We start from the raw sequence: 11911 nt of genomic DNA on the forward strand, positions 1-11911 counted from the left end.
TGCTGTTTCATCGCCTCATGGAGCAGGCCGTGGCCACCGACCCCGCCCCCTATCGCGCCATCAAGGGCGGACGGCCCTGACCCCAACATCTTGGGGTACTGGACCAAAATGGATACCCCCTTTTCGGGCAAAGCGCGCTCACCATGTCCAGGTCCAGGGAGATCTCCACCGCCCATCCACCGTCAGGAGCCGGGTAGTTGGTCCCTCCGTACTGGTCCACCTTGGTGAAGCATCCGTTGGCGATGGTGCAATCTGGCAGGCCGTAGTGGGACCGGTAGGTGGCCAGGTCGGCCTCGGCGTTGGGGTCGTCGTAGGCGTCCACGATGGCCACGGTCTGGCCGGATCCTGCGGTGGCCGAGGGCGCGTTGTAGGCCGACTGCAGGTACGCCGGGCTGTATGCTCCGCCGTCGCCCAGGGTGTTGGGGGTCATCCTTCCCCCCAACCCCACCGGCCTGCTCGCCCTGGCCGCCGCGTCGATACGGAGCCGGGAGAGGCAGGTCGCGTGGCCGGGCTCCGGGTCGGGACAGACGTTGACGTCGATCTCCCCGCCGGGCCCGTGATGCGCGCGGACCCCGGACGGGAGGGTAGTGCTCGATCCGCCGGGGCCCTCGTCCGCGGCAAGTGCCTTGACCGGGGCCGGGCCCGGGCGGGTCGCTGTGGCGGCCGAGGCCGCTGGCGCGGCCAGCGCCGCCAGGGGCACCACGACGGCGATGACGGCGAGGACCGACACCCTCCGGATCGTTCTGCTGGCTCCCCCTCGGAACCGCGCGCCGTGACGAACCGATACGGGCTGCTTCGCGGGCCGTTCCATGAGCGCTCCCCTCTGGAGACCCCTGGGGGACCCGAGGGTCCCCCCACCCCCAAATTCACTGTTCGACGAATGTCGATTGTGGACCTGGGGGCTGCGAAAGGCCAGCCCGCGACCCCCGGCACCGGCCGGGTTGGACGCCCCAACTAGAATCGGCGGCGATGCCGGCGACGATCTTGGTGGGCGCCCAGTGGGGCGATGAGGGGAAGGGCAAAGCTACCGACTTCCTGGCCGACCACATGGACTTCGTGGTCCGCTACCAGGGGGGGAACAACGCCGGGCACACCGTGCTGGCCGGCGGGCAGCTGCTGAAGCTGCACCTCATCCCCTCGGGGATCCTCTACGGCCACATCACCTCGGTGATCGCGGGCGGCGTGGTGGTGGACCCGCGTGTGCTGCTGGAGGAGATGGACGCGCTGGAGGCGCGTGGCATCGACACGTCGCGCCTGATCGTTTCCGGCAACGCCCACCTGATCATGCCGTACCACCTGGAGCTGGAGAAGGTCACCGAGCGCTACCTGGGCCGCCATGCCCTCGGCACCACGAAGCGCGGAATCGGCCCGGCCTACGCGGACAAGGCGGCCCGGATCGGCCTGCGGGTCCAGGACCTGGTCGACGAGAAGATCTTCCGGCAGAAGCTGGACGTCGTGCTCAAGGAGAAGGGCCTCATCCTGTCGAAGGTCTACAACCGGCTGCCCCTGGAACCCGAGCCCATCGTGGCCGACTACATGGGCTACGGCGAGCGCCTGGCCCCGCACATCGCCGACACCTCGAAGCTGCTGTACGACGCGCTCCGGCAGGGCCGCCACGTCCTGCTCGAAGGGGCCCAGGGCACGCTGCTCGACCTGGACCACGGGACGTATCCGTTCGTGACCTCGTCGAACCCCGCGGCGGGCGGTGCGCTGGCCTCCGCCGGCCTGGGGCCCCGTGAGGTGGACCGCGTTATCGGCGTGACCAAGGCGTACGTGACCCGGGTGGGATCGGGCCCGTTCCCCACAGAGGACACCGGTGAAACCGGCGAGACCATGGTCAAGCGGGGCAACGAGTACGGCACCACCACCGGCCGCCGCCGCCGCTGCGGGTGGTTCGACGCCGTGCTGCTCCGGTACGCGGCCCGCATCAACGGACTGACCGAGCTGTTCCTCACCAAGCTCGACGTCCTGACCGGGTTCTCCACCCTCAAGGTCTGCGTGGCCTACCGGGCGGACGGGGAGCTGTTCGAGGACATGCCGCCCCACCAGTCGCTGTTCCACCGGGCGGAGCCCGTGTACGAGGAGGTCGAGGGATGGTGGGAGGACCTCGAGCAGGTCACCTCGTTCCAGGGCCTGCCGGCGGCGGCCCGGAAGTACGTCGAGCGGATCGCCGACCTCTCCGGGGTCCCCGTCTCGGTGGTGTCGGTGGGGCCGTCCCGCGAGCAGAGCCTGGTGATGTGAGGGCATGAAGGTGCTGGTGGTGGGCCAGGGGGCGCGGGAGCACGCCCTGGCCTGGAAGCTGGCCCAAGGCCCCACGGTCGGGCGCCTGTTCGCCGCCCCGGGCAACGCCGGCCTGAGCGAGGTGGCGACGTGCGTGCCCATCGGGGCCGCCGACGTGCCCGGCCTGGCCGGCTTCGCGGAGCGGGAATCCATCGACCTCACGGTGGTGGGACCGGAGGCGCCCCTGGTGGCCGGGGTGGCGGACGAGCTGGAGGCACGCGGCCTGCGGGTCTTCGGGCCGTCCCGGGACGCCGCTCGCCTGGAGGGCTCCAAGTCGTGGGCCAAGGACCTGTGCGAACGCCACGGGATCCCGGTGCCCCGGTCCCGCGCGTTCACCGAGCTCGGCCCGGCGGTGGAGTTCCTGGACGCCATGGACCCGCCCTACGTGGTGAAGGCGGACGGCCTCGCCGCCGGCAAGGGGGTCACCGTGGCGGAGGACCGGGAGGCCGCCGTCGCGGCCCTGCGGGCCTGCCTCCAGGAACGGGTGTTCGGCGAGGCGGGCTCGCGGGTGCTGGTGGAGGAGTTCGTGTCCGGGCGGGAGATCTCGTTGATCGCGGTCACCGACGGCCGCGACGTGGTCCCGCTGGCCCTGGCCCAGGACTACAAGCGGGCGGGAGATGAGGACACCGGCCCCAACACCGGCGGGATGGGCGCCTACTCCCCCGTGAATTGGGTGGACGAGCCGACCCGGGCGGCGGTGGTTCGCGACGTGGTGGAGCGGGCGGTCCGGGCCCTGGCCGACGAGGGGACTCCGTACCGCGGCGCGCTGTACGCGGGGCTCATGCTCACGGAAGCCGGGCCGCGCCTGCTCGAGTTCAACTGCCGGTTCGGGGATCCGGAGACCGAGGCCATCCTGCCCCGGCTGGGCTCCGACCTCGCCGAGCTGCTCATGGCCTGCGTGGAGGGAGACCTCGCCGCGCAGCGGCCGGAGTGGATTCCGCAGGTGTGCGTGACGGTGGTCGTGGCCTCCGGCGGGTATCCGGGGGCGTACCGCACCGGCCTGGAGATCGGCGGCCTGGACGCGGCTCGTTCGTTACCAGGAGTTTTCCCGTTCCACGCGGGAACCGCGGCCAGGGACGGTAGAGTGCTGACGGCAGGGGGAAGAGTGCTCGCGATCTCCGCGCTCGGTCCAACCATGGCCGTGGCCCGCGAGCGCGCGTACGAGGCGTGTTCGATGGTTTCGTTCCAGGACATGTACTTCCGAGGTGACATCGCGGCGGACGTGGGCGCCGGCGTGGGCGGGCACGCGTGAGCGTGGGCGACGGCGCTTCCGGGCACCTGCCGCTGGTCGGCATCCTGGTCGGCTCCGCCTCGGACCTCCCGGTCATGCAGCAGGCCTCGGCCATCCTGGACAAGCTCGAGGTCCCGAACGAGGTCAACGTCATCTCCGCGCACCGCAACCCCGACCAGCTCGACGAGTACGCCCGCCTGGCCGAGGAGCGAGGGCTCCAGGTGATCATCTGCGGGGCCGGCTTGGCGGCCCACCTGGCCGGCGCCGTCGCGGCCCGCACGGTGCTGCCGGTCATCGGGGTCCCCATCGGCACGAAGTACCTGGGCGGCGCGGACGCGCTCTACTCCACGGTCCAGATGCCCCGCGGCGTGCCGGTGGCCACGGTGGCCATCGACGGCGCGGTGAACGCGGCCCTGCTGGCCGCCCAGATCCTGGGGCTGCGCGACGAGTCGGTGCGGGTTCGGCTGCGGAGGTTCAAGGAGGACCTGGCGGAGGGCCTGAAGCTGTGATCCCGCGCTACACGCTGCCCGAGATGGCCGCGGTGTGGTCGGAGCAGGCGCGGCTCGGGCACTGGCTCCGGATCGAGGTCCTGGCCTGCGAGGCCTGGGCCCGGCAGGGCCTGATCCCTTCGGAAGACCTCGAGGCCATTCGCACTCGGGCATCGTTCTCGGTGGAACGGGTGGACGAGCTGGAGCGGACCACCAACCACGACGTGGCCGCGTTCGTCCAGAACGTGGCGGAGACCGTGGGGCCGGCGGGCCGGTGGATCCACTTCGGGATGACCTCCAGCGACCTGCTGGATACGGGGCTGGCGCTCCAGCTCCGGGCCGCCGCGGACCTGCTGCTCGGTCGGGTCGAGGCGCTGCTGGGCGTGGTAAAGCGGCGGGCACTGGAGCACCGAGACACGGTGATGATGGGCCGGACCCACGGCGTCCACGCCGAGCCCACCACCCTTGGGCACAAGCTGGCCCTGTGGGCGTTCGAGCTGGACCGGGACCGCGAACGGCTTCGCCGGGCCCGGGAAGTCATCTCGGTGGGCAAGGTCTCCGGTGTCGTGGGCACGTACGCGCGGGTGGACCCCCGTGTCGAGGAGTACGTATGCGGTGAGCTGGGCCTGCGCCCCGCCGAGGCGTCGTCCCAGATCCTCCAGCGCGACCGTCACGCCGAGTACGTGGCGGCGCTCGCCATCACGGCGTCGTCGCTGGAGAAGTTCGCGCTGGAGATCCGTCACCTGGCCCGGACCGAGGTCCGCGAGGTGGAGGAGCCGTTCGCCTCCGGGCAGAAGGGCTCCTCGGCCATGCCGCACAAGCGGAACCCCATCATCAGCGAGCGGGTGTGCGGGCTGGCCCGGGTGGTCCGGGGCAACCTCCAGGCCGCACTCGAGGACGTTGCGCTATGGCACGAGCGCGACATCTCCCATTCCTCGGTGGAGCGGGTCATCCTTCCCGACTCCACCATCCTGGTCGACTACATGCTGTTTTTGTTCACCGGCGTGATGGAGGGGCTTCGGGTGTTCCCGGACCGCATGCGGCGGAACATCGAGGCCACCGGCGGCGCGTCGCTGTCCCAGGGCGTCATGCTGGCGCTGGTGGAACGGGGCCTGTCCCGCGAGGAGGCGTACGCCGCAGTGCAGCGGGCCGCGGCGGCGGCGTGGGACGAGCACGCGGACTTCCGGGCGGAGCTCCTCGGGCAAGCGCCGGTCGCCGAGCTCCTGCCGGCCGCCGAGCTCGACGCGCTGCTCGATCCGGCGGCGGCGGTGGGGAACCTGGACGCCGTGTTCGACCGCCTGGAGAAGCTGGAGGTCTCGCCGGGATGAGCGTGATGGCCGAGATCCACGCACGCGGCAAGGTCCGCGACATCTACGAGGCCGGCGTTGGCAGGCTGGTGCTGGTGGCCACGGACCGGATCTCCGCGTTCGACGTGGTGCTGCCCACGGCCATCCCCGACAAGGGGCGCGGCCTGACCGCCCTCACGCTCTTCTGGCTGGACAGGACCGCCGGCATCGTCCCGAATCACCTGCTGACGGCGGACGTCCGGGAGTTCCCGGCGCCGTTCACGGGCGAGCCCGAGCTGGCGGGCCGGTCCATGCTGGTGAAGCGTGCGGAGATGGTCCCGATCGAGTGCGTGGCCAGGGGCTACCTGAGCGGGTCCGGGTGGAAGGAGTACCGGACGTCCGGGTCGGTGTGCGGCATCCCGCTGCCGGAAGGGCTCCGCGAGTCGGACCGGCTCCCCGAGACGATCTTCACGCCCGCCACCAAGGCGGCCGAGGGTCACGACCTGAACATCTCGTTGGAAGAGGCCGGGGAGCTGGTCGGCCAGGGACTGGCCGAGCGGCTCAAGGAGCTGACCGTCGCCGTGTACGAGCACTGCGCGGCGATCGCGCGAGAGCGCGGCATCATCATCGCCGACACCAAGTTCGAGTTCGGGTTCGCCGGCGGCAAGCTCATCCTGTGCGACGAGGTGCTCACCCCGGACTCGTCGCGGTTCTGGCCGGCCGACCGGTATGCGCCCGGCGGTCCGCAGCCGTCGTTCGACAAGCAGTACGTCCGGGACTGGCTGGACGCCAGCGGCTGGGACCACGAGCCGCCCCCGCCGCAGCTCCCCGCCGACGTCGCGGAGCAGACGGCCGCCAGGTACCGCGAGGCGTACGAACGCCTCACCGGCGAGCCGTGGTCGGCGTATCTGGAACGGATAGGAGCCGCGTAGCGTGAAGTACCACTTCGACGTGGTGGTCCGTTTGAAGGGCGGGCTGCTCGACCCCCAGGGCAAGGCTATCGAGGACTCCCTCCCCCACCTGGGCTGGACGAACGTGTCGGATGTTCGGGTGGGCAAGCACATCGAGCTCGACGTCGAGGCGGAGAGCGAGGATGAGGCGCTGGCCGATGTGGACGAGATCGCCGCCCAGTTGCTTTCCAATCCGGTCATCGAGGAGGTCGACGTTCAGCACGGATCGGCCAAGGGCTGGACGAGGTACGAGGCGGAGGCGACATCGTGAGCTTGCTGCGGCCGCGCGTCGGCGTCGTCACGTTCCCCGGGTCGCTGGACGACCGGGACGCCTTGCGCGCGGTGCGGTTCCTGGGGGCCGAGGGCGTGGCGCTGTGGCACGCCGACCCGGACCTGCACGGCGTCGACGCGGTGATCCTTCCTGGCGGGTTCTCGTATGGCGACTACCTCCGGACCGGCGCGATCGCTCGGTTCGCGCCCGTCATGGAGCCGATCCGGAAGTTCGCCGAGGCGGGCGGGCCGGTCCTCGGCATCTGCAACGGGTTCCAGATCCTGTGCGAGGCCGGCCTGCTGCCGGGCGCGCTGATCCGGAACGCCGGCCTGAAGTTCGTGTGCCGCCGCGTCCATGTCCGGGTCGAGACCTCGCTGTCGGTGATCACGGCCGGGCTGGTGGCGGGCGAGGTGCTGGAGGTGCCGGTCAAGCACGGCGAGGGCCAGTTCGTGGCCTCCCACGACGACCTGGCCCGGATCGAGGGCGACGGCTTGGTGTTGTTCCGGTACTGCGCGCCGGACGGCGACCTGGACGGGGGGCGCAACCCCAACGGCAGCACCAACGCCATCGCCGGCCTCCGCAACGAAGGGGGCAACATGGTCGGGCTCATGCCCCACCCCGAGCACGCCGTCGACCCCGATACCGGGCCCGTCGGCGGCCAGCCCCTGCTGACCTCGCTGCTGGAACAGGCGCTCGTTCGGGCGTGAGGGCGTGAAGACGGAACACGCCCTGCACCGCGCGCTGGGCCTGACCGACGACGAGTACGCGGCCGTGTGCGACACGCTGGGCCGCGAGCCCAACCGCACCGAGCTGGCCATGTACTCCGTGATGTGGTCGGAGCACTGCTCCTACAAGTCCAGCAAGGTGCACCTCCGGCGGCTGCCCACCGAGGGCGAGCGCATCCTGGTCGGCCCGGGCGAGGACGCCGGGGTGGTGGACCTCGGTGACGGCCTGGCCGCGGTGTTCAAGATGGAATCGCACTCCCATCCCAGCGCGGTGGAGCCGTTCCAGGGCGCCGCGACCGGCGTGGGCGGCATCGTCCGAGACATCCTGTCCATGGGCGCCCGCCCCGTCGCCCTGCTCGACCCGCTGCGGTTCGGCCCGCTCGACAACCCCAGGAACCGGCTCCTGCTGCACGGCGTGGTGGCGGGGATCGGGCACTACGGCAACTGCGTCGGCATCCCCACGGTGGGCGGCGAGATCGCGTTCGCCGAGTGCCACACCGCGAACCCCACGGTGAACGTGATGTGCGTGGGCCTGGCCCCGGCCGACCGGCTGATGCGCAGCCGGGCCGAGGGCGAGGGGAACCTGCTGGTGCTGATCGGCGCGAGCACCGGCCGGGACGGGATCGGCGGCGTCTCCGTGCTGGCGTCGCGGACCCTGGAGGACGACGCCGAGGACAGCCGCCCCAGCGTCCAGATCGGCGACCCGTTCGTCGAGAAGCTCCTCATCGAGTGCTGCCTGGAGCTCATCGAGGCGGGGTTGCTGGAAGGACTCCAGGACCTCGGCGGTGCCGGCATCACCTGCGCCGTGAGCGAGTCGGTGTCCCGGGCCGGCATGGGGGCCGACCTCGACCTCGACGCCGTCCCGCTTCGCCAGCAGGGGATGGAGCCGTTCGAGATCCTGACCTCGGAGTCCCAGGAACGGATGCTGGCCGTGGTCAGGCCGGACCGGCTCGATGCCGTCACCGCCCTGTGCCGCAAGTGGGGGCTGCCCGCCCCCGTGGTCGGCCGGGTCGCCCCCGGCGGCCTGGTCCGGGCCAGGCTGGCCGGCGCCGTGGTCGCGGAGGTGCCCGCCCAGTCATTGGCCGTGGAGGGCCCCGAGTACCACCGGCCCATGTCGCCGCCGGCGGGACTGGAGGAACTCCAGGACGACGACCCCACCTTCGAGACCCCCAGCGTCCCGGTGGGCGAAGCGTTGCTGGCCCTGCTGAGCTCCCCGAACGTGGCCAGCAAGCGGTGGGTGTTCGAGCAGTACGACTCCCTGGTGCAGGGCCAGACCGTGCTGGGGCCGGGCGCGGACGCCGCCGTCATCCGCATCGAGGAGTCGCTGCGGGCCATGGCGGTGTCCACGGACGGCAAGGGCCGGTACGGCGCGCTCGACCCCTACCTCGGGGCGGCCCACGCGGTAGCGGAGGCGGCCCGCAACGTCGCGGCCGTGGGCGCGAAGCCGCTCGCCATCACCAACTGCATGAACTTCGGGAACCCGGAGCGGCCCGAGGTGATGTGGGCGTTCGCGGAATCCATTCGCGGGATGGCCGACGCCTGCCGGGCCCTCGGCACGCCCGTCACCGGCGGGAACGTCTCGTTCTATAACGAGTCCGGCGACTCCAGCGTGTATCCCACGGCGGTGGTCGGCATGCTGGGCCTGGTCGAGGACTACCGGCTGCTGGTCCGAACGGGGTTCCCGGAGCCGGGCTTGGTCGTCTACCTGCTCGGGGAGACGCTGCCGGAGCTGGGCGGCTCCGAGTACGCCGAGGTCGTCCTGGGACGCGTGTCGGGGCGGCCACCTGCCCTGGACCTGGACCGGGAACGGCACCTGCTGGAGCTGCTCCAGGAGGCGGCTGGGGGCGACGTGCTGGCCTCCGCGCACGACTGCTCCGACGGTGGCCTCGCCGTTGCGCTGGCCGAGTGCGCCATCGCCACCGGGACGGGGTTCGCCGTGGCGCTGCCCGGCGACCTCCCGCCGCACGTGGCGCTGTTCTCCGAGTCGGCGTCCCGGGTCGTGGTCAGCGTCCGTCCGGGCAACGCCGCCGCGCTGGAGGCGCTGTGCCGTGACCACCACACGCCCTTCGCCAGGATCGGCGAGACGGGCGGCCCCCGCATGGTCTTCGACACGCAGTTCGAGCTCACGGTCGAAGACGCCCGAGCGCTCTACGAGGCCGCCATCCCCAAGCTGCTCCAATCCTGAAGCGGTTCGAGTCCCACCAGGCCCACTCCTGTTTTCCCTGGTCACGCGGGCCCTCTCTGGCGACGAACTCGCGGGCGGGCCGCAAGGACTCGCGGCTACTGGAGTGCTCGATCAGGGTCCGAGGACCTCGCCGACGAACGTGAGGACCTCGGGCTCGCCCGGGTCGATGAAATGCCCGCCGCCTACGAGGATCGTTCGCGAGTTCGGGATCGCTGCGGCCATGCGCTCGGTCACGCGCCGAAATGCAGGAGGCGATCCCTCACCTGCGACGAGCAGCGTCGGGACGTCGATCCGGGCCAGGTCCGCGGTGGTCGCCTCGACCCACGGGCCGCGGAACTCGGCGAGGATCGCCGGCGAGTTGTCGACGAACATCTGCTTGAGGGGATCGGGGAATGACGCCCACTGTTCGTCACCGAGTACGCGGCGGAGGAACGTCTCGGCCACCGAGGACACGTCGCGAGCAGCCGCCTCCTCGACCGCCGCCCGCAGCTCCTCGGCCCACGCCATGGCCTCCTCGTCGAGTGTCAGCAACGCCGCCTCGAGCAGGACGAGGGCCCGCACGCTCGCGGGATGCCGCAACGCCAGCTCGATCGCCGTTTCGCCACCGTAGCTCCGCCCGATCACGACGGCCGGCACTGCTTCGAGGGCGTCGAGCAGGGCCGCCGCGTCTTCGGCGTGCTGGACGACGCTCGTCTCGTACGGATCGGGCCGCTCGCTCCTCGTGCACCCGCGCCGGTCGTAGCAGATCACCCGGCCGAGCCCCGACAGCTCGTCGATCGCCGCCGGCCGCCACACCATGGCCGAGGACGACGTCCCGTGGATGCACAGGATCGGGTCGCCTCGCCCATGCTCCTCGTAGTAGAGCCTGACGCCGTTGACGTGGACCTCGCCCATGAGATGAACTGTTCAACCTCCATGCGAGCCGGTCAAGCCAACAGCCCGCGGGGCACCGAGACCACGCCCGTCTGGAGCGCGAGACCGAGGAGGTTCGGCTCGACCCAACACTCGGCGATCCGCCCCTCCTCCAGCCGGTAGATGGCGATCGCGGTCCACGAAACCGGCTTTCCTGTGGGGGCGACGCCCATGAACTCCCCGAGGTGGGTGCCGCGCAGCGTCAATCGCTCGACCACGTAGTCCCCTTCCGCGACCAGATCGTCGATCGTCTCCACGAGGTCCGGGAAGGCGAAAAGGATGGCGGTTGGAACTTCCTTGAAGGCCTCAATCCCTTCCACCGCAGGCATGTTCGGGAAATGCAAGACGAATCCAGCGGTGAGGAGCTCGTCGGCTGGCACCGAATTCCTCTTGTTCGGAATCTCCTCGACGAAGCGGCGGACGACCGCCTTGTTCTCCTCAAGCCCCATCCGTGCCCCCTTTGTGACGATGAGAGGGAATCTACCGGCTGAATGTCTGTTTCAGGACCTCACGCCAGCCCGATCCCATAGCTTGCGGAGGGACTGCGCGTAACGCTCGGTTCGGCCCGGTGCGGCGGGTCCGTGCTTGCTGGTAGACGGCTTGCTCTTTCGCGGAATCATGATTCGCGGGTCGATGGTTCGAGTCATCCCGCCTCACGTTCCTTGGGACCGGATCGCTCTCCCGGTTCTGCTCAACATCACCGCCTGGCATGGCTTTTGGGATAGGCGATGCCTCGGTGCCTGATCGCCCGCACGACGACGCGGGTCCGGGCCTCGCCTCCTTCGATCGTGTAGAGAATCCGGTAGCTGCCGACGCGGCATGACCACAGGCCAAGGAGCCAGCCTCGAAGTTCCTTGCCGAGGGTCTCGGGCTCGGCTTCGAGGAGCGTCAGGGTCTCGTCCACGGCTTGTTGCACGAGCCGCGGGAGCGCCTTCAGATCCTCTTTGGCCCTTCGAGTGAGGAGGAGCTCAGCCAAGACCGAGCTCTTGCCTCATTTCGGGGAGCGTGCTGAGGCGCCCTGCCTGGACGTCCTCCTCGCTCTCGCGGAGCGCTTGCAGGAGATCCTCGTCCTGAAGGATCTCCAGCGTCTCCTCGATCGCCTCCAGCTCGGCCGCCGGGATCAGTACGCCGACCGGTCGGCCGTTGCGCGTGATCACGACGTGCTCATGCCGGTGTTCGAGATCGTCCAGCAGTTCGCTCAGCCTGGAGCGCGCCTCCGTGAATGGCACCGTCTTCGCCATGTCGTGAAGTGTACAGAATTCTGATCAGCGCCTCTGAGGCCTGGTCAGTCCGAGGGTCGTTGGGTTTCCTCTGGGCGCCCGACCTTGCCGAGCGGTCGTCGAGGAGCGGGGGGCCGTCCGGGTCGATCAAGCCCTGGAGGTGGGGGTTCTCGATGCCCGCCGCGAGGACACGGGCCGCATCGATGGCAGAGTCTTCGCCGAGGTCGCGCCGGTACAGGTAAGGCTCCGGAACGGAATTACATGACTGTAGTTAGCCGGTGGCCCGACGGCGGAACGATCGTGTAGTTCCACTCACCGTGGAACCTGTGGCCCTTGATGCGCGGGCCGATCGCGGCCATCTCC

General features: G+C 70.4%; 12 protein-coding genes and 1 pseudogene. 8 read left to right on the plus strand and 5 right to left on the minus strand.

Features of this window, described 5'->3' with window-relative positions:
• Positions 1-124: 124 nt before the first annotated feature.
• Positions 125-397: pseudogene (locus M3Q23_05810) on the minus strand (peptidase S8).
• Between the two features lie 572 nt (positions 398-969).
• Between M3Q23_05810 and M3Q23_05815 the strand changes: the two are divergent.
• From M3Q23_05815 to purL, 8 genes are all read left to right on the plus strand, one after another.
• Complete coding sequence (locus M3Q23_05815) at positions 970-2241, plus strand: adenylosuccinate synthase (GenBank protein MDP9341613.1); 1272 nt, start codon at positions 970-972, stop codon at positions 2239-2241.
• A 4-nt stretch (positions 2242-2245) separates the two neighbouring features.
• On the plus strand, positions 2246-3532 hold the full coding sequence (gene purD, locus M3Q23_05820; protein MDP9341614.1) for a phosphoribosylamine--glycine ligase: 1287 nt from the start codon (positions 2246-2248) through the stop codon (positions 3530-3532).
• Positions 3533-3606: 74 nt separating this feature from the next.
• Positions 3607-4020, plus strand: a complete 414-nt coding sequence (gene purE / locus M3Q23_05825; protein MDP9341615.1) for a 5-(carboxyamino)imidazole ribonucleotide mutase — start codon at positions 3607-3609, stop codon at positions 4018-4020.
• Positions 4017-5327 carry an adenylosuccinate lyase gene (gene purB, locus M3Q23_05830; GenBank protein ID MDP9341616.1) on the plus strand — a complete coding sequence of 437 codons (1311 nt, stop codon included), beginning with the start codon at positions 4017-4019 and terminating at the stop codon, positions 5325-5327. The genes purE and purB overlap by 4 nt, the downstream gene beginning before the upstream one ends.
• Positions 5324-6217, plus strand: a complete 894-nt coding sequence (locus M3Q23_05835; GenBank protein MDP9341617.1) for a phosphoribosylaminoimidazolesuccinocarboxamide synthase — start codon at positions 5324-5326, stop codon at positions 6215-6217. Before purB ends, M3Q23_05835 begins: the two co-directional genes overlap by 4 nt.
• Before the next feature lies 1 nt (position 6218).
• On the plus strand, positions 6219-6506 hold the full coding sequence (gene purS, locus M3Q23_05840; protein ID MDP9341618.1) for a phosphoribosylformylglycinamidine synthase subunit PurS: 288 nt from the start codon (positions 6219-6221) through the stop codon (positions 6504-6506).
• A 2-nt stretch (positions 6507-6508) separates the two neighbouring features.
• Entirely contained in the window at positions 6509-7213 is a 705-nt protein-coding gene (purQ, locus tag M3Q23_05845; GenBank protein MDP9341619.1) for a phosphoribosylformylglycinamidine synthase subunit PurQ, read from the plus strand.
• Between the two features lie 4 nt (positions 7214-7217).
• Positions 7218-9416 (plus strand): phosphoribosylformylglycinamidine synthase subunit PurL, encoded by a 2199-nt coding sequence (gene purL / locus M3Q23_05850; protein ID MDP9341620.1) that lies wholly within the window; start codon positions 7218-7220, stop codon positions 9414-9416.
• Positions 9417-9527: 111 nt separating this feature from the next.
• Here the strand turns inward: purL and M3Q23_05855 are convergent, their stop codons facing one another.
• From M3Q23_05855 to M3Q23_05870, 4 genes are all read right to left on the minus strand, one after another.
• Complete coding sequence (locus M3Q23_05855; GenBank protein MDP9341621.1) at positions 9528-10310, minus strand: alpha/beta hydrolase; 783 nt, start codon at positions 10308-10310, stop codon at positions 9528-9530.
• Positions 10311-10342: 32 nt separating this feature from the next.
• Positions 10343-10777, minus strand: a complete 435-nt coding sequence (locus M3Q23_05860) for an ester cyclase (protein MDP9341622.1) — start codon at positions 10775-10777, stop codon at positions 10343-10345.
• A 248-nt stretch (positions 10778-11025) separates the two neighbouring features.
• A complete protein-coding gene (locus M3Q23_05865) occupies positions 11026-11304 on the minus strand; it encodes a type II toxin-antitoxin system RelE/ParE family toxin (protein ID MDP9341623.1) in 279 nt (92 codons plus the stop codon).
• On the minus strand, positions 11297-11569 hold the full coding sequence (locus M3Q23_05870) for a type II toxin-antitoxin system Phd/YefM family antitoxin (protein ID MDP9341624.1): 273 nt from the start codon (positions 11567-11569) through the stop codon (positions 11297-11299). Before M3Q23_05870 ends, M3Q23_05865 begins: the two co-directional genes overlap by 8 nt.
• Between the last annotated feature and the right edge of the window lie 342 nt (positions 11570-11911).

Source organism: Actinomycetota bacterium, assembly GCA_030774015.1.
Lineage (GTDB): Bacteria > Actinomycetota > UBA4738 > UBA4738 > JACQTL01 > JALYLZ01.